18 protein-coding genes are annotated in these 20171 nt (G+C 69.3%); 8 read left to right on the top strand and 10 right to left on the bottom strand.

Translation table 11 applies throughout. From position 1 onward, the window contains the following. Positions 1-17: 17 nt before the first annotated feature. Together ACWCOV_RS19230 and ACWCOV_RS19235 are read left to right on the top strand one after the other, a co-directional pair. Positions 18-1073, top strand: a complete 1056-nt coding sequence (locus tag ACWCOV_RS19230) for a transcriptional regulator (protein ID WP_449830629.1) — start codon at positions 18-20, stop codon at positions 1071-1073. A gap of 25 nt (positions 1074-1098) precedes the next feature. Further along, positions 1099-1827, top strand: coding sequence for a prevent-host-death protein (locus ACWCOV_RS19235; protein ID WP_449830630.1), 729 nt, complete (start codon positions 1099-1101; stop codon positions 1825-1827). A gap of 32 nt (positions 1828-1859) precedes the next feature. Here the strand turns inward: ACWCOV_RS19235 and ACWCOV_RS19240 are convergent, their stop codons facing one another. Genes ACWCOV_RS19240 through ACWCOV_RS19255 form a run of 4 tightly spaced genes read right to left on the bottom strand, consistent with a single transcriptional unit; the run spans position 1860 to position 5670 of the window. Next, positions 1860-4094, bottom strand: coding sequence for a heavy metal translocating P-type ATPase (locus ACWCOV_RS19240; protein ID WP_449830631.1), 2235 nt, complete (start codon positions 4092-4094; stop codon positions 1860-1862). Between the two features lie 18 nt (positions 4095-4112). Beyond that, on the bottom strand, positions 4113-5120 hold the full coding sequence (locus ACWCOV_RS19245) for a hypothetical protein (RefSeq protein ID WP_449830632.1): 1008 nt from the start codon (positions 5118-5120) through the stop codon (positions 4113-4115). Next, a complete protein-coding gene (locus tag ACWCOV_RS19250; protein ID WP_449830633.1) occupies positions 5117-5335 on the bottom strand; it encodes a heavy-metal-associated domain-containing protein in 219 nt (72 codons plus the stop codon). Before ACWCOV_RS19250 ends, ACWCOV_RS19245 begins: the two co-directional genes overlap by 4 nt. 32 nt (positions 5336-5367) lie before the next feature. Next, the gene (locus tag ACWCOV_RS19255) at positions 5368-5670 is read right to left on the bottom strand and encodes a metal-sensitive transcriptional regulator (protein WP_449830634.1); all 303 of its coding nucleotides are present in this window, start codon (positions 5668-5670) and stop codon (positions 5368-5370) included. Positions 5671-5847: 177 nt separating this feature from the next. On the opposite strand from ACWCOV_RS19255, the gene ACWCOV_RS19260 reads away from it, so the two are divergent. Further along, entirely contained in the window at positions 5848-6768 is a 921-nt protein-coding gene (locus ACWCOV_RS19260; RefSeq protein ID WP_449830635.1) for an ABC transporter ATP-binding protein, read from the top strand. Beyond that, a complete protein-coding gene (locus ACWCOV_RS19265) occupies positions 6768-7760 on the top strand; it encodes an ABC transporter permease subunit (protein ID WP_449830636.1) in 993 nt (330 codons plus the stop codon). The genes ACWCOV_RS19260 and ACWCOV_RS19265 overlap by 1 nt, the downstream gene beginning before the upstream one ends. Here the strand turns inward: ACWCOV_RS19265 and ACWCOV_RS19270 are convergent. Then, positions 7750-10230 (bottom strand): YfhO family protein, encoded by a 2481-nt coding sequence (locus ACWCOV_RS19270; protein ID WP_449830637.1) that lies wholly within the window; start codon positions 10228-10230, stop codon positions 7750-7752. The two genes, ACWCOV_RS19265 and ACWCOV_RS19270, sit on opposite strands and share 11 nt — an antisense overlap. Before the next feature lie 111 nt (positions 10231-10341). Between ACWCOV_RS19270 and ACWCOV_RS19275 the strand changes: the two genes are divergently transcribed. Further along, positions 10342-11313, top strand: coding sequence for a glycosyltransferase family 2 protein (locus tag ACWCOV_RS19275; RefSeq protein WP_449830638.1), 972 nt, complete (start codon positions 10342-10344; stop codon positions 11311-11313). Between the two features lie 93 nt (positions 11314-11406). Here the strand turns inward: ACWCOV_RS19275 and ACWCOV_RS19280 are convergent, their stop codons facing one another. After that, the gene (locus ACWCOV_RS19280) at positions 11407-12486 is read right to left on the bottom strand and encodes an ABC transporter ATP-binding protein (protein WP_449830639.1); all 1080 of its coding nucleotides are present in this window, start codon (positions 12484-12486) and stop codon (positions 11407-11409) included. Positions 12487-12705: 219 nt separating this feature from the next. Between ACWCOV_RS19280 and ACWCOV_RS19285 the strand changes: the two genes are divergently transcribed. Further along, entirely contained in the window at positions 12706-13725 is a 1020-nt protein-coding gene (locus tag ACWCOV_RS19285; RefSeq protein WP_449830640.1) for a LacI family DNA-binding transcriptional regulator, read from the top strand. Here the strand turns inward: ACWCOV_RS19285 and ACWCOV_RS19290 are convergent. Further along, positions 13722-14216, bottom strand: coding sequence for a hypothetical protein (locus ACWCOV_RS19290; protein WP_449830641.1), 495 nt, complete (start codon positions 14214-14216; stop codon positions 13722-13724). The genes ACWCOV_RS19285 and ACWCOV_RS19290 overlap by 4 nt on opposite strands. 93 nt (positions 14217-14309) lie before the next feature. Further along, positions 14310-14972, bottom strand: coding sequence for a snapalysin (gene snpA / locus ACWCOV_RS19295; RefSeq protein ID WP_449830642.1), 663 nt, complete (start codon positions 14970-14972; stop codon positions 14310-14312). A gap of 262 nt (positions 14973-15234) precedes the next feature. Here snpA and ACWCOV_RS19300 point away from each other — a divergent pair, with 262 nt between their 5' ends. Next, entirely contained in the window at positions 15235-16311 is a 1077-nt protein-coding gene (locus ACWCOV_RS19300; protein WP_449830643.1) for a flavin-containing monooxygenase, read from the top strand. On the opposite strand, the gene soxR is transcribed toward ACWCOV_RS19300, so the two are convergent. Next, entirely contained in the window at positions 16286-16759 is a 474-nt protein-coding gene (soxR, locus tag ACWCOV_RS19305) for a redox-sensitive transcriptional activator SoxR (RefSeq protein WP_360516536.1), read from the bottom strand. The two genes, ACWCOV_RS19300 and soxR, sit on opposite strands and share 26 nt — an antisense overlap. 349 nt (positions 16760-17108) lie before the next feature. Here soxR and ACWCOV_RS19310 point away from each other — a divergent pair, with 349 nt between their 5' ends. Next, on the top strand, positions 17109-19019 hold the full coding sequence (locus ACWCOV_RS19310; protein ID WP_449830644.1) for a DEAD/DEAH box helicase: 1911 nt from the start codon (positions 17109-17111) through the stop codon (positions 19017-19019). A 1-nt stretch (position 19020) separates the two neighbouring features. Here ACWCOV_RS19310 and ACWCOV_RS19315 read toward each other — a convergent pair whose 3' ends face one another. Next, positions 19021-20112: an aminotransferase class V-fold PLP-dependent enzyme gene (locus ACWCOV_RS19315; protein ID WP_449830645.1), complete on the bottom strand. Its 1092-nt coding sequence runs from the start codon at positions 20110-20112 to the stop codon at positions 19021-19023. Positions 20113-20171 lie beyond the last annotated feature (59 nt).

Below are 20171 nucleotides of genomic sequence, written 5' to 3' on the forward strand. Positions count from 1 at the left end.
TTGGTTAGTTTGAAGGTGTGGAGGAACTTGACGAGAGCATCAGGGCAGCCTTTGCGCAGGTAGAGGTGGCTGTAGCGCCGCCAGGCGACCTGTTCGAGGCGCCCGACTCAGGCGCGGACCTGATCGTCGACCCTGAAGGCGCAGCTCTTGGACTGTGGGTCAAGCACGCTGCGGTCGTCAATGATCAACAGGCAACACGACTGGTGCACGAGCACGAAAACCTCATCGCGATGGCTGCGGGTGCCCGAACGGTGGCGATCCTGTTCGTCGTTGCTGATCAAGTCACCAGGACGGCGCGCCGGGTCCTGACCCAGGCTGGAGCGGGATACCTGGACCGACGCGGACACCTTGGCCTTCATGCCCCCGGGCTCATCGTTGAAGTCGATATCGAACCGCAGATCCGGCAGGTCGGCAGGCGTGATCCGCTCTCCGGCAACGTGGGACTCGAGGTGGCGGCTGCCCTCCTCACGGCGCCTGAGAGAAGGCCTGCGGTCAGGCAGCTCTCCCGGGAGCTGGGGAGGTCAGTCAGCACAGTCTCAGAGGTTCTGGCCGGACTGCGAGAGGATCGGTACATCGACGAGCGGAACACCGTTTCCGGAACCCGCCTCTTCTGGGAGTTGGCTGAGCGTTGGCCGGGCGATGGCGACTATCTCGTCGAGGCGCCGCGGCCCGGTCGTGATTCCTCGATGGAACTGCTGAAGTTCGAGTTCAACAGGGTCGGAGAAGTGCCGGGATGGGCGCTGCGTGGTCCGGCGGCAGCGTCGGTTCTCGGGGCGCCCGTGGCTGTGCGGGCTGACCAGCCGCTGGACTTCTTCGTGCCGAACGCGACCATCGCACATCGCGCACGGAGGCTACTCGGAGCTGCGACTTCAGTAGATGTGGCCGGATGTTCAGTCGCAGTAGCGCCAGTCCCAGCGGCGTGCATGGCTCGCTTCGATCCACCGGAGAACTATTTCGAGTTTCCGACCACGCACCCGCTCTTTGTCGCACTTGACCTCGCTCAGGACGCGGGCCGCGGACGCGAGGTGCTGAGTGACTGGACGCCGTCGGGACCATGGGCTCGTGTCTGGTAGCCATGTTGTACTCGTCGGTCAGACCATGGCGGCGATTGTGGAAGCCGTCGCTTCGGTGGAGGACCTGACCGGTGCCAAGCCAACCGTCGTCGGCGGGCTCGCAGTTCTGGCTCGGTTGAGCAGTGCCCACCGCGCCACGATCGATCTGGACATCGTCGATCGCAGAGCCAATGGGCAGGATCGACAGTTGGAGATCCTTCGCACGAGCTCGGATACCACACCTGCCGAACCCGCCGGTGTTCTCGTGCCGACCAGCTACGGTGACGTTCGCGTGGATGTGCTCGAGGTGAATCAGCATGAGCTGGATCACCCAAGCGACGACGTCGGAGATCGTCTGCATGCCAGATCGCACGCGTGGGCCGCCGACTCGGCGTCCACCATGGCGATCTCGGTGGTCACATCGGGCAGAAACGAGCTGGTCCGGGCGTCGACGAAGGTCGCCGAGCCCGGACCTCTGATCGCCATGAAGCTGCAAGCCATCATGGATCGTGGCGATGACAAGGCCGGCACGGATCTTTGGGACATCATCCGGCTCGGGCTCGATCCGGTCTGTCGCCCGCTAGCCCTCGAGCAACTTCGTGCCTGCGATCGTCAGTTGGCAGCCGACATTGCACAACATGTCGAGGGATGGTTTCGCATCAAGCGGGACTGGGCCCTCGATCGGCTTCTCAGAGTCGCCGGGACTGCCGTGGTGCCCGACGATGTCGACCTCGTGGCGGACCTGCTTGCTGATGCCTGCTCGCGTTCTACCTGACGGCGGGCAGGCACCAGCTGTCCACTGATGGATCAGATGAGTGGACGGAATCGGCGCAACCGCAGGCTGTTCGTCACCACGAAGACCGAGCTGAAGGCCATCGCGGCCCCGGCCAGCATCGGGTTGAGCAGGCCGGCGGCGGCCAACGGGATGGCGGCCACGTTGTAGGCGAAGGCCCAGAACAGGTTGCCCTTGATGGTGCGCAGCGTGCTGCGGGACAGGCGGATGGCGTCCGCCGCCGCGCGCAGGTCGCCGCGAACCAGGGTCAGGTCGCTGGCCTCGATGGCCACGTCGGTGCCGGTGCCCATGCTCAGGCCGAGGTCGGCCTGGGCCAGGGCGGCCGCGTCGTTGACGCCGTCGCCGACCATCGCTACCACACGGCCTTCGGCCTGCAGTTGCTTGACCGCGTCGACCTTGCCGGCCGGCAGCACCTCGGCGATCACCTCGTCGATGCCGACCTCGGCCGCGACCTTCGACGCCACCGCTTCGTTGTCGCCGGTCAGCAGCACCGGTCGCAGCCCGAGCTCGCGAAGCTGCTTGATCGCCTGCGCGGAGGTGTCCTTCACCGTGTCCGCGACGACCAGCACCGCCCGGGCCTGACCGTCCCAGCCGACGGCGACCGCAGTACTGCCCTCGGCCTCGGCGTGCTCCTTAGCGTGCGCCAGGTCGTCCGGCAGGTACTGGCTCCACTCCTCCAGCAGCTGGGTCCGCCCGACCAGTACGGCGTGCCCGTCCACGATGCCCTGGACACCAAGGCCCTCGACGTTCCCGAAGTCCTCGACCTGGGGCAGCGTGCCGAGCTCAGCCTGAGCGCCACGGGCGACTGCCTGTGCGATGGGGTGCTCGCTGGAGTGCTCCAGCGCCCCGGCCAGCCGCAGCACCTCGGCCCGGTCCTCGGACGGCGCCAGCAGTACGTCGACCAGCTCCATCCGGCCCGTGGTCACGGTGCCCGTCTTGTCCAGCACGACGGTGTCGATCCGGCGGGTGGACTCGAGCACCTCCGGGCCCTTGATCAGGATGCCCAGCTGCGCGCCGCGACCGGTCCCGACCATCAACGCGGTCGGCGTGGCCAGCCCGAGGGCGCAGGGGCAGGCGATGATCAGCACGGCGACCGCCGCGGTGAACGCGACCTCCACCGGCGAACCGTTGCCGAGCCAGAACCCCAGCGTGCCCAGCGCCAGCCCGATCACGATCGGCACGAAGATCCCGGACACCTTGTCGGCCAGCCGCTGGACCGCGGCCTTCCCGTTCTGGGCGTCCTCGACCAGCCGGGCCATCTGCGCCAGCTGGGTGTCCGCCCCGACCCGGGTCGCCCGGACCACGAGCCGGCCGCCGGCGTTCACGGTGGCGCCGACGACCGCGTCGCCCTCGCCGACCTCGACCGGCACCGACTCGCCGGTCAGCATCGACGCGTCCACCGCGCTGCTTCCGGTGACGATCACGCCGTCGGTGGCGACCTTCTCACCAGGCCGTACGACGAACTGGTCGCCGACCACCAACTGGTCCGCCGGGATCCGGACCTCGGACCCGTCGCGCAGCACGGCGACGTCCTTCGCGCCCAGCTCCAGCAGGGCCCGCAGGGCCGCACCGGACCGGCGCTTGGCACGGGCCTCGAAGTACCGCCCGGCCAGGATGAACGTGGTGACACCGGCCGCGACCTCGAGGTAGATCTCCTCCGCGCCGCCACCCCGGGACGGGATCAGCGTGAACGGCATCTTCATCCCCGGCTCACCGGCGCCGCCGATGAACAACGCGTACAGCGACCACAGGAAGGCGCTCACCACGCCCAACGAGATCAGCGTGTCCATCGTGGCCGCGCCGTGCCGCAGGTTGGTCCAGGCGGCCTTGTGGAACGGCCAGGCCGCCCACGTCACGACCGGGAAGGCCAGCGTCAGCGACGCCCACTGCCAGAAGTCGAACTGCAGCGCGGGGATCATGCCGAACGCGATCACCGGAACCGCCAGCGCGATGCTGGCGAACAGGCGGTGGCGCAGCGGCTTCAGCTCGTCCGGCTCCTCGGCCTCCGGCGCGTCGACGGCGGGCGCCGGAAGGGCGGCGGTGTAGCCGGTCTTCTCGACGGTGGCGACCAGGTCGTCGGTGGTGATGCCGTCCGCGAACGTCACCTTCGCCTTCTCGGTGGCGTAGTTGACGGTCGCGGTGACACCGTCCATCCGGTTCAGCTTCTTCTCCACCCGGGCGGCGCACGAGGCGCACGTCATGCCACCGATGATGAGCTCGACGGACTGACCGGGTTCTGTGGTGGTCATTGCAGTGTGCCTCCTCTCTCAGTGGCCGTGCGGGGTGGTCTCGTGGCCCGGCGTTGCCGGGCTCTTGGACGCCGGGGCCTTGGTCGTCGGGACCTGCTTGGGCGGGACGATCGCGGTCCCGTCGGTGCCCACCTTCACGGTGAACTCGGCGGTGTGGACCTTGCCCGCGTGCTGGAAGTCCAGGAACAGGCTGTACGTCCCGGCCGTCGGGAAGGTGGTGGCGAACTCGATCTCCGGCCCGCCCTTCATCCCCGCGGTCGCCTCCTGTGCGGGATGCGTGTGCAGGTAGGCGAGGTCGCCGCCGCGCAGCGACACCAGGTGCCCGAAGGCGCCCAGGTACGGCTGCAGGTCGGTGACCGGCTTCCCGCCCCGGCTGATCGTGAACGTCAGCTCGGACTCCTTGCCCGCGACCGGGGTGCCCGCCAGCGTCACGTCGTACCCGTCGAAGCTGTAGGTGCTCGCCGGATCGCTCAGCGGGACCGGGATGTAGAGGCCGGAGACGTTGACGTCCGTGCCGAGGGTCAGCGTCCGGTCGAGACCGGCCGGCTGGAAGTCGGCGAACAGCCGCCACGTGCCACCGGCGGTGAACGTGAACGGAATGCTCCAGGTCCCACTCGCGTCCCGGGTCGGGTGCACGTGGTGGAAACCGGACAGGTCCCGCCGGACCACGATCAGATGCAGGTCCTTCTCGTGCGTCTCGGTGTACTCGTTGACGGGCTTGCCGTCCGGGCCCTGGATGGTGAAGCGCAGCTCGGTCTTGGCGCCGGGCTGGTAGAACGTTGTCGCGGGGATCAAGGTGTAGCCGGCTTCGGAGACCGCGAGCCCGGGCAGTTGCCCGCCCGACTCACTGTGCCCCGATCCGTGTCCTGCCTGCTCCATACCGCCCATCTCCTCTTCGTGCGCCGGGGCGGTGGTGTCGGCCGCCGCGATCGGGTCCACCGCGGAGCCGACCGCGAACGCCGCCCCGAAGGCGAGCGCGAGCGCACCGGCGAACGCGCCGAGCCGGAGCGCGGCGGCCCGGCTCACGACGCCGCCAGTTCGTAGCCCGCCTCGTCGACGGCCTCGCGGACGGCGGCCTCGTCGAGAGCGGACTCACTCGTCACGTGCACCGCGGAGGTGCCACCCGCGACGAGGTCGATGCTGACTTCCTGCACACCGGCGATCTTGCTGATCTCCTCGGTGACGGAAGCGGAGCAGTGCCCGCAGGTCATGCCGGACACGGAGTAGGTGGTGGTGGTCATAGCGGTTCTCCTCGTGCTCGGAATTTCGGTTGTCAGCTGCGGACGAGGCGGGCGATCGCGTCGGAGGCCTCGCGCACCTTCTCCTCGGCCTCGGGGCCGCCCTTCTGCGCGGCCTCGACCACGCAGTGCGCCAGGTGCTCGTCCAGCAACTCCAGCGAGAAGGACTGCAGCGCCTTCGTGGCCGCCGACACCTGGGTGAGGATGTCGATGCAGTACTTGTCCTCCTCGACCATCCGCTGCAGGCCGCGGATCTGGCCCTCGATCCGCCGCAGCCGCTTCAGGTGGCTGCTCTTCTCGGCGGTGTATCCGTGCACGTGCTCGGCGTCGTGGGTCATCTCCGGCTCCCTCAGCTTCCTTACTGCTACCCCTTGGGGGTATGTCGACAGGCATGAAGTTACCCCCTTGGGGTATCAGATGCAAGCCCTGGACCAATACCAGTGGGGGGTATTTTCGCCAGCGGTCCCCGAACAAACCTGCCAAGCTGTGCGTCGGAAGCGCGACAAGGGGGTCAGATGCCGGAGCTGGCGATCAGCACGCGCGGCTTGCGCAAGACGTACCGGACCCGGCGGGGCCGGAAGGTGGTGGCGGTCCAGGGCCTCGACCTGGACGTGCCGGTCGGCGGGGTACACGGGTTCCTGGGGCCGAACGGGTCCGGGAAGACCACCTCGATCCGGATGCTGCTCGGGCTGATCCGGGCCGACGCGGGGACGATGACGGTGTTCGGCCGGCCGGTGCCCGCCGAGCTGCCGGCCGTGGTCGGCCGGGTCGGCGCGATCGTCGAGTCGCCGAAGTTCTTCCCGGCGTTCAGCGGCCGGAAGAACCTCGAGCTGCTCGCCGAGGCGATCGGCGCACCCCGGCAGCGGGTCGGCGAGGTGCTCGAGCAGACCTCGCTCGGCGAGCGCGGCAAGGACCGGTTCCGGGCGTACTCGCTCGGCATGAAGCAGCGGCTCGCGATCGCGGCCACGCTGCTGAAGGAGCCCGACCTGCTGATCTTCGACGAGCCGACCAACGGCCTCGACCCGGCCGGGATCCGGGAGATCCGCGAGACCATGCGCAGGCTCGGCGACCAGGGCAGGACGGTGCTGGTCAGCTCGCACATCCTGGCCGAGGTCGAGCAGGTCGCCGACACCGTCTCGATCATCGGCCACGGCCGGCTGCTCGCCGCCGGCTCGGTCGCCGAGGTGATCGGCGGCGGTACGGCGGGAACCGTGAAGGTTGCTGTGGACAACCACGAGGCGGCGACCCGGATCCTGACCGCGGCCGGGCTGACAGTGCGCGCCGACGGCAACTACCTGCTCGTCGACGGCGCCGAGCACCCGGCCGACGTCACCCGCCGGCTGGCGCAGCAGGAGCTGTACGTGTCCGAGCTGATCCCGGTCCGCGCCGACCTGGAGTCGGTCTTCCTCGAGCTCACCGAAGGCGAGGGGTTGTGATGCTTCGTCTGACCGGAGTCGAGCTCCGCCGGCTGACCGCGCGCCGCCTGACCGTCATCGGCGTACTCGGAGTCCTGGCGATCACGGTGCTGCTGATGGTCGTCGTCTGGAGCGACGCCCGCCCGATGTCCGCGGAGGAGCAGCGGTCGTCGCAGGCGCAGTTCGAGGTCGCGCACGAGTACTGGGTCCAGAACGGCGAGGCGGACCGCAAGCGCTGCGAGGCGGACTGGGAGAACCAGCCGGACCCGAAGCCGGCGAAGGCGGAGTTCTGCAACTTCCGGGAGCCGACCATCGACGACTTCGGCAAGCCGCAGGTGGTGTTCGCCGAACTGATGCCGGAGCTGCTGCTCGGGTCGTCGTACCTGCTGGTCTTCGCCGCGTTCCTGATCGGGGCCAGCTTCGTCGGGGCGGAGTTCAGCACCGGTGCCATCGGCAACTGGCTGACGTTCGAGCCGCGGCGGTTGCGGGTGTACGGCAGCAAGTTGCTGGCCGCTGCGATCGGGTTCGTCCCGGTGGCGGTCGGTGTGCTGGCGATCCTGATGGTCGGGACGTACCTGATCGTCGACCAGCTCGGGGACACATCGAGTACGACGGGCAAGGTCTGGGGCGATCTCACCGCGACGGCCGGCCGGGCCGTCCTGCTGGTCGCCGTCGGCGCCGCGCTCGGTGGGGTGGTCGGGCTGCTGCTCCGGCACACCGCGGCCGCGATCGGGGTGGCGATGGGGTACCTGGTCCTGATCGAGGGTGTCTTCGCCGGCTTCCTGAACCAGGCCCAGCCGTGGCTGGTGAAGCTGAACTTCGACGCGTTCGTCCGGCACGACGCGACGTACTACGTGAACCAGTGCTCGACCGGATCCGACGGCAGCTACCTGTGCAACAGCATCGAGAAGACCCTGTCCTTCGAGCACGGCGCCTGGTACCTCGGCATCCTGGCTGTCGTCCTGGTCGTCCTCGGCGGAGCGGTGTTCTACCGCCGGGACGTCACCTCCTAGACCGGCGGAGGCGGCCGAACAGCACGAGGCCGAGAGTGATGGCAGCGGCTGCAGCCGCGAGTGCGAGGCCGCGACGGAGACCGGGCGGCGTGTAGGTGCAGTCGACCCGGTCCGCGTTGCCGGTGAGCGGTACGGCGACCAGGCCGCCGTAGTCCCGGGGCGTCTGGGCCTTGCCGCCGCCGGCCGAGCACTCCCAGCCCGGCAGCTTCGGTACGGCGATCACGGCGTAGCCCTGGGTGCCCGCGGGCAGCGTCGCGCTGATCGAGTGGCCGCCGACCTCGACGTCCGTTGCCCCGCTCAACCGCAACATCCGCACCGCCTTCGCCAGGCGCTGCTCGTCGAGGCAGCCGAGCGCGCCGGTCGCGGTGATCCCGGACGCGGAGCCGGCGAACTTGATCTCGGCCGACACCACTCCGGACGCCGGGACGGTGCCCAGCCGGACCATCTCGCTGTTCGTGTTGATGCCCGGCCGGCGACTCGCGGTCAACTCGTGCCACTGCTCTTCGTCGGTCAGCCGGGCCGCACCGGAAACCCGCGGCTGGTGCAGGAACGCCGTCGTGCCAGGCGTGCAGCGGCCGACCAGCTTCACGTCGCCGCCGGTGATCGACTTGCTGCCGCGGTACTCCGGCACCTCGTACACCTGGGTCCCGAGCAGCCGCTCCTGGGCGACGAACGCGTTCGAGGCGGCCGTCGCCCCGAGCCGTCGCCGGACCGTCACCAGCGGCGGTACGACGGACCGCGTGATGGTCTCCTTGCCGCCCGCCTCGAGGTGCAGGCGGGCCCCGATCGAGAAGATCGCGTCGATCACCGGGTGCTCGAGATCGTCGGACGCCCGGCCGTACCCGGCCCAGCCGAAGCCGAGCCGGGTCAGCGTCTGGTTCACCGAGTAGGGGAGCAGGCTGCTGTAGAGCCCGGCGCCCTGACCGCCCAGCAGCATCGGGTCGTTCGGCGTCACCGATGTCCCCGGGTCGGCGCGGTACTGCGGCCAGGCGTTGGCGCCCATGATCGCCTCGGACCGTTCGGTCTGGTGCTGGTTCCACGGCGGCACCGATGAGCTGAGGAGCTTCGCCCGCTCCTCGTCCGTCACCACCGCGGTCCACGTGGTCTCGACGGCGACCACGGCCATCAGTACGGCGAACGCCGCCGCGACCGGCCACTTCACCCGTCGCCCGGTGGCGAAACGCCGTACGACCCAGATGGTGCCCAGCGCAACGATCGTGACGGCGCCCGAGGCGATCAGCACGGTCATCGCGTGGTCGGTCAGCAGCGGACTGCCGTCGGACAGTACGGCGATGACCGCGAGCAGAGCCGCAGCACCCAGCAACGCGAGCGGACCGGGCAGCCGAGCGGAGACCGACATCCAGGCCAGGATCACGATCACGCCGCACAGCACGAAGGCCTCGCGGTACTGGCTGCCGTTCGGGGTGTCGAAGCCGTGCCACATCTCCTGCGTCGGCGTCCACCGGAACGACAGCACGATCGCGGCGGTCGTCACGATCCAGACCACCTTGGTCCGGATCGCCACGCTTCGGTTGAACGGCAGGGTGAGGGCGAGCAGCAGGGCGACCGTGCCGACGTACAGGCTGGCGGTGCGGCCGACGCCCTCGGACAGCGGCAGCAGGCGGGACAGGAAGATGTCGACCGGGGACGGCGTGAAGATGCCGGACGGCGATGGCGTCGCGTCGTCGTTCGCGGCGAGGATCGGCAGCAGGATCGGCCCGGCCAGCGCGATGCCGAGCACGAACGCGATGCCGTGCCGGACGACGCCGCGCACCCGGAGCCCCCAGGCCAGGTCACTGGTCAGCACCCGGGCGATCAGATACAGCCCGGCCGCGATCGTTGCCATGTAGGCGGTGTAAAAGTTGGAGATCCAGAACACCGCGACCACGAGCACGCTGAGCAGGCGGTTGGTCCGCCGCAGTGACCATTCGGCGACCAGGAAGAACATCGGCAGCGCGATCAGGCCGTCCAGCCACATCGGCACGTACGCCCCGTCGTCGATGGCCCAGCCGCAGACGCCATACGACGCTCCGAGAATGGCTGCAACCCAACGGGGTCCTGGCGACATCTTGAGTAGTAGGACCGCCATCGCGGCGGCCGCGAGGCTCAGCTTGAGGACGGTGATGACGTAGACGGCCAGGTCGATCTGGTCGCGCGGGAAGAGACCCACCAGCAGGGACAATGGGCTGCCGAGGTCGACGCCGTAGTCGGCCAGGAACCCGACGCCGAACGCGCTCTGCCAGTTGAAGAGCAGGTCACCTTGGGCGCGACCGTGCAGGACGTCCCACAGGTGGGCGAAGAAGGGGATGTACTGGGTACCGAGATCGTTGGTACTGCGGGACAGTGAACCGAAGGGAAAGGTACCGCGGATGACTCCGGAGGCGGCGAACACCGCCGCCACCAGCACACCGGCCACGAGCGCAGGCAGGAGAGCCGAGCGCCTCGGGCGCTGCACCGTTTCGTCGTCCACTGGCCGCCCCTTAGCTCAGTCCCCGTGTCCGCCCGCTCGATCGAGCGCCAAAGTAGCGCGTAGTTCCGGTCTGGACAAGAATCGGTCCTGCCGAGGGAGGTGGGACGGGTGATGCGGCTGAGTCTGGTGGTGCCCTGTTACAACGAAGTCGACGTGGTCGACCGGTTCCATGAAGCCGTCAGCCAGGACCTCGCGGAGCTCGGCCGGCCCTACGAGATCGTGTACGTCGACGACGGCAGCAGCGACGGGACCCTCGACGTCCTGGTGCAGCTCGCGGACGACGACCCGGCGGTCCGGTACCTGTCCTTCAGCCGGAACTTCGGCAAGGAGGCCGCGATGCTGGCCGGCCTGCGGTACGCCTCCGGCGACGCGGTGGTGATCATGGACGCCGACCTGCAGCACCCGCCGGAGCTGATCGGCCGGATGCTGGACCTGTACGAGCGCGGATTCGACCAGGTGATCGCCCGCCGGAACCGGGTCGGCGACCCGGCCACCCGGACGCTGTTCGCCCGCGCGTACTACTGGCTGATCAACAAGTGGGCCGACGTCGAGCTGGTCGACGGGGTGGGCGACTTCCGGCTGCTGTCCCGCCGGGCCGTGAACGGGCTGCTGGAGCTGGGGGAGTACAACCGGTTCTCCAAGGGGCTGTTCGCCTGGATCGGCTTCGAGTCGATCCTGTTCGAGTACGACAACGTGAAGCAGCCGGCCGAGCGGAAGAGCCGGTGGACGTTCCGCCGGCTGCTCGAGTACGGACTGGACGGGCTGCTGTCGTTCAACAACCGGCCGCTGCGGCTGGCGATCTACATCGGCCTGCTGCTGACTGCGGTCGCGGCCGGGTACGCGGTCTGGGTGATCGCGGTCGCGGTGCTGCGCGGGGTGGAGATGCCCGGGTACGTCACGCTGATCGCGGCGATCGTCGGGCTCGGCGGACTGCAGATGGTGATGCTCGGGGTGATCGGCGAGTACATCGGCCGGATCTACTACGAGACCAAGAAGCGCCCGCACTACCTGCTGAAGCAGACCAACCTGAACCCGGCCGACCACCCGGCCACCCAGGACGACCACCGCCGCAGGGTCACCTAGGCACGGTCACCTGGACACGGTCACCTGGACGCACCACGGCCCCGGATGGTCGAGCCATCCGGGGCCGCGGTTGCGTTACGTCGTACCGCCTGGTCAGGCGGTCAGCCGCTCCTCGGTGGAGGTCGAGAACAGGTGCAGCTTGTCGGGCAGCGCCGCCAGGTGGATGGTCGAACCCTTCTCGACCGGCATCCGGGCGTCGATCCGGGCGACGATCTGCTGGTGCTCGTTGTTGTGCTCCGCGGTCCCGTACAGGTACGCGTCGGCGCCGAGCTCCTCGACCACGGCGACGTGGACCGGCAGGCCCTGGTCGGCGACCTTGAAGGCCTCCGGCCGGACGCCCAGGGTCAGCGTCTTGTCGCTGCCGGCCTTGGCCAGCAGGCTGCGCTCGAGCGGAACGACGTAGTCGCCCAGCTTCGCGCCGCCCTCGGTGATGTCCGCGGTCAGCAGGTTCATGGCCGGCGAGCCGATGAAGCCCGCGACGAACTTGTTCTTCGGGTGGTCGTAGAGGTTCAGCGGGGTGTCGACCTGCTGCAGCAGGCCGTCCTTCAGCACGGCGACCCGGTCGCCCATCGTCATGGCCTCGACCTGGTCGTGGGTGACGTAGACGGTCGTGACACCGAGACGCTGCTGGAGCTCGGCGATCTGAGTGCGGGTCTGGACGCGGAGCTTGGCGTCGAGGTTCGACAGCGGCTCGTCCATCAGGAAGACCTGCGGGTTACGGACGATCGCGCGGCCCATGGCGACACGCTGACGCTGACCACCGGACAGCGCCTTCGGCTTGCGCTCGAGGTACTCCTCCAGGCCGAGCAGCTTGGCGGCCTCCATCACGCGCTTGGCGCGGTCCTCCTTGGAGACACCCTGCATCTTCAGGGCGAAGCCCATGTTGTCGGCGACCGACATGTGCGGGTAGAGAGCGTAGTTCTGGAACACCATCGCGATGTCCCGCTCCTTCGGCGGACGGTGCGTGACGTCGCGGTCGCCGATGTAGATGGAACCCTCGTTGACCTCTTCGAGGCCGGCGAGCATCCGGAGCGAGGTGGACTTGCCGCAACCCGACGGGCCGACGAGAACCATGAACTCGCCGTCCTCGATCTCGAGGTTGAGCTTGTCGACGGCGGGGGTGTCACCACCGGGGTAGATCCGGGTGGCTGCCTTGAAAGACACAGTGGCCATGACGATGTACATCCCTTCACCGGCAGGAACGTGCCGGACGATCCGAGTAAAGGCCCCCGGGCGGGGGTGCGCTTATCCTCACCCGCCCGGCTCGTCCTGACAAGGTGTACGGCGTGTGACGTGTCCGTACTGTTCACGTTGTGGACAACTCCACGCATCCTGCAAGTTCTTGCAGGATCTTGCTGCAAGAACAACGACCGGCTGGGTACAGTGCCGGGCGTGAGCAGCAGAGCACGGCTGGCGGACATCGCGGCCAAGGCGGGGGTGAGCGAGGCCACGGTCTCGCGGGTGCTGAACGGCAAGCCGGGGGTGGCGGAGGAGACCAAGCAGTCGGTCCTGACCGCGCTCGACGTCCTCGGGTTCGAACGGCCGACCCGGTTGCGGCGCCGGTCGGCGGGGCTGATCGGGCTGGTGATGCCGGAGCTGATCAACCCGATCTTCCCGGCGTTCGCCCAGGTGATCGAGTCGGCGTTGTCACAGCGCGGGTTCACCCCGGTGCTGTGCACGCAGTCGCCGTCCGGCGCCACCGAGGAGGAGTACGTCGAGATGCTGCTGGAGCGCGGCGTCTCCGGGATCATCTTCGTCTCCGGCCTGCACGCGGACACCGGGGCCGACCACGAGCGCTACCAGTCGCTGGTGGACCGGCGGCTGCCGGTGGTGTTCGTGAACGGCTGGCTGCCCGCGGTGGAGGCGCCGTTCGTGTCCTCGGACGAGTACGCCGCGATGGAGCTGGCGGTGTCCCATGTGGTTGCCCTCGGCCACCGCCGGATCGGGTTCGCGTCCGGGCCGGAGCGGTTCATCGTCGTCCAGCGCAAGCTCGCCGGGTACCGCACCTCGATGAAGGCGCAGCTCGGCCTGACCGACCCGGAGCTCGACGAGCTGGTCGCCTTGAGCATGTTCGGCGTCGAGGGCGGCGCCGCGGCCGCGCAGCAGCTGCTGGACGCCGGGGTCAGCGCGGTCATCTGCGGCTCCGACATGATGGCGCTCGGCGTCATTCGCGCCGCCCGCCAGCGCGGCCTCTCCGTCCCGGGCGACATCTCGGTCGTCGGCTACGACGACGCCCCCATGATGGAGTTCACCGACCCACCCCTCACCACGATCCGCCAGCCCGTCCAAGCCATGGGCCTGGCCGCCGTCCAATCCCTCCTGGAAGAAGTCCGCGGCCACACCACACCCCACACCGAGTTTCTCTTCCGCCCGGAACTGGTCGTCCGCAACTCCACCGGCCCGGTGCGCTAGAACCAGTTCTCACAGGTCTTGCTCTGGAAGTCGGCCAGCGAGCGGCGTTCCGGCGTTTCCGAGTCGGTCGACGGCACCAGCACGGTGCCGGGCCGGAGGCCGGTCAGGTCCTGCTCGCTGAAATCCAGGTGGGTCGCCGACCAGCTGTTGTCGTTCGTCCAGCCGTAGATCGTGTACCGCGTCTGCGGATCACGTGGCTTCAGGGTGCCGACGAGTCGCCAGCCGTCTCCGCCTGCGGTGAGGCTGAATTGAGAGAAGCCGGTCACCGGCGGGCTGACCTCCCACTCGCCGAACTCCTCTTCGTCGGGGCCGCCGCGGGACAGGAAGAGGGTGGCGCCGTCGATGTGGCCTTCGCACATCTGTACGACGGCCACCGGTTTGCCTGCGTCGTCGACCGTCATGCCGACGACTCCGCCGGCCTCGACCCCGCATCCGGAGAGGGCTGCCAAGCAGCCGATCAGCGTCAGGCACATCCCCAGGCGGCTCAGCACGACAGCAGGCTAGATGGTCACAGCGTCGTACGAAGGACTCCGGCCCGGGACCGTCCCCTGCCGGGCGGTTCCGGGCCGGAGGGCCTGGGGTGGCTACTTCTGGAAGGCGGCTGCCGCGGCGGAGGCGATGCCGTTGGCCCAGAGCTGGTCCACGCGGGCGCGCTCGTTGGCGTCCGGGTAGGCGTTGGTGCAGGACGGGCCGGGGCCGCCGCCGGACATCAGCTCGGAGCAGGGCCCGGAGTAGTGGTCCGGCAGACCGAGCACGTGACCGGTCTCGTGGGCGGTGATCCGGGTCGGGTCGTACTGCTGCGACTGGGCGTAGTCCAGGAAGATGTAGCCCCGGCCGTGGCCGTCGGTGGACGCGTACGAACCGCGTGGGTCGTTGCCCTCGGTGTAGTAGAAGTCGTAGTTGCTGCCCTCGACGAGGGTGACGTTGGCGACCGAGGAGTTCCAGATCGACGTGCTGGAGTTGATCTGGTTGCGGAAGGTCGGCGCGTCGACGGCGTACGTGACCGTGACGGCGAGGGCCTTGTTGCCGGCCTTGGCCTGCTTGGCGCGCGCGGACTTGATCACGGCGTCGTAGAAGGCCTTGGTGGCGGCCTGGTCCTGCGGCGAGCCCGTGTACGCGGCGCGGGTCTGCGAGGTGGACACCGAGGTGTCCGGCGCCGGCGCGGGGGACGCTGCGGCGAAGGTGGGGACGGCCAGCGCGGCGGCGGCGACCCCCGCGAGCGAAGTCAGGATACGGCGATGCGACATGGGAGGGCCTCACTCCGGATCTGTGGCGGAAAGCGACCGGCGGATTACTGATCGCTACAACCCCGGATGCTGCCAAGCCTGGTCGCATTCCGCACCAGATCACTGAAAACTCGGGGGTTAACCCTCGAACCCCACCCGCCGTTCTATGCCACCCATAGCCCGCGCCCTATGTCGCATGCGCAGAACCAACCACGCGGCCGGCGGTCCCGAATGCGTGGTTCTTCCGATGCGGGCGTGGTCACCGCGCGGACAGTCTGGAGCGATGGAGCGCTTCGAAACCGTGATCGTCGGCGGCGGTCAGGCCGGCCTCGCCGTGGGGTACCACCTGGTCAGAAGCGGGCAGTCCGTGGTGATCCTGGAGGCCGGTGAGCGCGTCGGCGACTCCTGGCGCCGGCGATGGGACTCGCTGCGGGTGTTCACGCCGGCTCGCTACGACGGGCTGCCCGGCTGGTCCTTCCCGGCGCCGGGCTGGTCGTACCCCAGCAAGGACGACGTGGCCGACTACCTCGAGTCGTACGCCGCCCGCTTCCGGCTGCCGGTTCGCACCGGAGTCCGCGTCGACTGCCTGGCCCGGGAGAACAGTGGGTACGTCGTCACGTCCGGACCGAGCCGGTACGTCGCGGACAACGTGGTGGTGGCGACGGGCGCGTACCAGACTCCCCGGATCCCGCCGTACGCCGCTGAGCTCGATCCAGGCATTGTGCAGTTCCACTCGAGCGAGTACCGGAACCCGTCGCAGCTCACCGAAGGGCCGGTCCTGATCGTCGGCGCCGGCAACTCGGGTGCTGAGATCGCCCTCGAATCGTCATCGGGGCACCACACGTGGCTGTCCGGCAGAGACACGGGCCAGGAGCCGTTACGTGCCGGCGGCTCGCTGGACCGCCTGCTGACGCCGCCGTTCTGGTTCCTGCTCTCCCACGTCCTCACCGTCCGCACACCGCTGGGCCGGAAGGCGCGCGCTCAGCTCTCCGGCCGAGGGCTTCCGCTGGCCCGGGTACGGCGGAAGGACCTCGAGCGAGCCAGGATCGAGCGAGTGCCGCGCGTGACCGGCGTCCGCGACGGCCTGCCGATGCTCGCGGACGGCCGAACTGTCGACGCCGCCACTGTGATCTGGAGCACCGGCTTCCGGCCCGCGTTCGACTGGATCCGGCTTCCGGTCCTCGAGCCGGACGGTGAGCCGCGGCACGATCGCGGGATCGTGCGGGCGGAGCCCGGGCTCTACTTCGTCGGCCTGTTCTTCCTGTCCGCGGGGTCCTCGCCGCTGATCGGCGGTGTCGGGCGGGACGCGCGGCGCATCGCCCGGCACATCGGGGTCACTCGCCAGGGATCCCTACGTTGAGGATGCGGGCGCCGGGGCCGCGTTCGGCGAGGCGGTCGGCCTTGTTGTAGAGGTTGCAGCGCTGCAGGCTCAGGCAGCCGCAGCCGATGCAGCCGTCCAGGTCGTCGCGCAGCCGCTCGAGCTCGGAGATCCGCTCGTCGAGCCGGCTGCGCCACGACTTGGACAACCGGCTCCAGTCCGCGCGGGTCGGCGTCCGGTCGTCCGGCAACGAGTCCAGCGCGCCCTTGATCTCGGCCAGCGCCAGACCGACCCGCTGGGCCGCCTGCACGAACGCGATCCGCCGCAACGTGCTGCGCTGGTACTGGCGCTGGTTGCCGGCTGTCCGTCGCGAGCTGATCAGCCCCTGGTCCTCGTAGAACCGCAAGGCCGACGCGGCGACTCCGGACCGATGAGCGATCTCCCCGATGGACAGCCAGTGCTCTTTGCTCGGAACGTTCTCCTCCGCCATACCGCCACCCTAGAACCGCCGGCCAAGAATTCAACCTCACTTGAAGTGAGGTACGTCGTACCAGTTCCGCGGGTGGTCTGGCGGAGCCGGCGTGGTCGGGAGCGGCTGCCGAGTCGGGTATACTTCTCATGTCGGTGCGTATGTCGCGTCACCAGAGATTTTCCCCAGGCGCTCCGACCCGTCGGTTTCAGCATCCCGCTGAAGGTCCCCGGCGACATGGGTGCAACGCGATAGCACCCGCAGGTCGATGCCTATCTCCTGCTTGTTCGTCCAGTCCGGCCAGCATCTGTTGGCCGGCCTTTGCGTGCGGCTTCGTGGGCCTCGTCCGTGACGTTGAGAGAGAGTTTGCGTGACCCAGCACCACCCGGAGAGCAACCAGCCCGACGGCCGGGCGAAGAAGCCCCGGCACAAGAAGTTCCAGAACCAGTCGTACGGCGAGCGGATGGGCAACACCGCTCCGGCTCGTGACGAGGACCGTCGTGACGAGCGTCGCGACGACCGCCCCGTGAAGGGCTACCGCGCCGACCGCAGCACCCAGCCCCGCAAGTACGACGACAACCGTCCGAGCTACCGCCGCGACGACCGCCCGCAGTCCGACCGGCCGCAGTACAACCGGGACGACCGTCCGCAGTTCAACCGCGACGAGCGGCCGGGGTACAACCGGGACGACCGTCCGCAGTTCAACCGCGACGAGCGGCCGCGGTACAACCGGGACGACCGTCCGCAGTTCAACCGCGACGACCGTCCGCAGTACCGGAGTGACAAGCCGCGCTACGAGCGTTCGTCGTTCCAGGACAAGCCCCGCTTCGAGCGTCGTGACGACCGGCCGTCGTACGAGCGCCGCGACGACCGGGCGTCCCAGAAGCCGCGCTACGAGCGGCGGGACGAGCGGCCGGTGGCGCAGGAGAAGCGGCGCGAGGAGCCGGTGGACCTGGGCACCGTTGCCCCGGACAACCAGTTCGCCGCGCTCGGGCTGGCGCCGCGGCTGGTGCAGCGGCTGGCCCGCGACGGCATCACCACGCCGTTCCCGATCCAGGCCGCGACCATCCCGGACGCGCTGGCCGGCAAGGACGTGCTCGGCCGCGGCCAGACCGGCTCCGGCAAGACGCTCGGCTTCGGCCTGCCGACGCTGATGCGGCTGGCCGGCGGTCACACCGAGTCCCGCCGCCCGCGCGGTGTGGTGCTGGTGCCGACGCGTGAGCTGGCGATGCAGGTGCACGACGCGCTCGAGCCGCTGGCGCACGTGATGAACGTGTCGCTGAAGCTGATCGCGGGCGGCCTGCCGTACCCGAAGCAGATCGAGTCGCTCCGCCGTGGCGTCGACCTCCTGATCGCGACCCCCGGCCGGCTGATCGACCTGTGCGAGCAGGGTGCGGCCGACCTCGGAGCGGTGGAGATCGCCGTCCTCGACGAGGCCGACCACATGTGCGACATGGGCTTCATGCCGGCGGTCACCACGCTGCTCGACATGACCCCGCCGTCCGGCCAGCGGCTGCTGTTCTCGGCGACGCTGGACAACGACGTCGACAAGATCGTGAAGACGTACCTGAAGGACCCGGTCACGCACTCGACCGAGTCCGGCCAGGCGAGCGTGACCACGATGGAGCACCACCTGCTGGTGATCGAGCCGGGGCACAAGCAGTCGCTGACGGCCGAGCTGGCCAGTCGTGACGGCCGCACGATCGTGTTCGTCCGCACCAAGCTGGGCGCCGACCGCGTCGCCACCCAGCTGCGGGACCGCGGCGTGATGGCGGCGGCGCTGCACGGCGGCCTGACCCAGGGCGCGCGGAACCGGACACTGGACCAGTTCAAGGACGGTTCGGTTCCGGTGCTGGTGGCAACGGATGTCGCGGCCCGCGGTATCCACGTCGACGACGTCGGGCTGGTCGTCCAGGCCGACCCGGCCGCGGATCACAAGGACTACCTGCACCGGGCCGGTCGTACGGCGCGGGCCGGTGGCAAGGGCGCGGTCGTCACCCTGGTGCTGCCGCACCAGCGGCGCGGCATGATCCGGCTGGCCGAGTCCGCCGGTGTCGACGCGGCGCCGGTGCGCGCGCGTCCGGGCGACGAGCTGGTCACCGAGCTGACCGGCGGCAACACGCCGTCCGGCTACCCGGTGAAGCTGCCGGCGCCGAAGCCGCAACGCTTCGGCAAGGGCGGCGGCAAGCGGTTCAGCAACAACCGCCCGGGTCGCGGTGGCAACGGTCCCCGTCGCCCCAACGGCCCCCGCCGTACCGAGAACAAGTCCTACCAGCACTGACCTACTGGGTCAGGATGGCCCACAGCCTGGCGAGGACGGCGGCGATCTCGGTGTCGTCGAGTGGAATGAGCTCGAGCACCAGTTCGTCGTCGTCCGCCCGGTCGGTCATCACGTAGATCGGCGGTGATCCCGCCTCCAGCTCGGTCGCGATGCGCTTCGCGTCGGCGACCTTCAGCAGGACGCGGGACACCTGCAGGCCGGTCGGATCCGGCAGGACCTCTGCCGACACCCCCGGGATCTCCTCGGCCGCCCGGGCGAACGAGACCACCTTCGCGAGTTGGTCCGCCTCCCACTTGACCCGGTCGAAGGCCTGCCACTCCTCGAGCGCGGCCAGCACGCCGACGACGGCTTCCTTGGTCGGCTTCATCACCCGGCCGATGCCCTTGTCCTGCGCCCGCACCGACTGCACAAGCCGCCAGCTGCCCGCGACCAGACCGGCGGTCGGCGAGCCGAGGTACTTCTGGCCGCTGACCAGGACCAGGTCCGCGCCGGTCGACAGCAGGTCCGCGATCCGCGGGAACTGCGCGGCGCCGTCGACGATCGCCGGCACGCCGCGACGGTGCGCAGCACGTACGGCGGCCACCAGGTCGATCGGCTCGCCCTGGGTCAGCCGGGACGACACGAGGAACAGGCAGGCGACGTCCGGACCGTCGAGCTCCTGCTCCAGATCGTCAACGCTGCAACGGGTTTCGTCACCGGCGAGGTCAACGTGCGCACCCGCCAGCCGGACGGCCTGCAGGTTCGAGTGGCCGTAGTTGACCACGTGGTTGACCGGCAGCACCACCCGGTTGTGCATGTCCGTTGTGTCCGGCAACGACGCGATCCGGCGCGGGTCGCCGCCGGTCATGGTGGCCGCCACGGCGAGCGTGATGCCCGCGGCGGTGCAGTGAACGACGGCCCCGGCCTGCGCGCCGGTCACCTGGGCGATGGCCTCGCTGGCCCGGTCGCCCAGCTCGTCCATGACGAAGAACTCAGGCAGTGCCTGTGCGACGGCCTCCGCCACCCCGTGGGAACTCCGCGACACCCCGAGCGGGGTGTACGTCCCCTTGGCATTGATCACCACACTCAACCGATATCGATCGTGGATGCTCATGGTGCTGCACACAGTAGTGGTGACGGACAGTGGTTGGCGAGACTCCATCGGTTCGGAAC

It is taken from the genome of Kribbella sp. NPDC002412, from assembly GCF_053592935.1.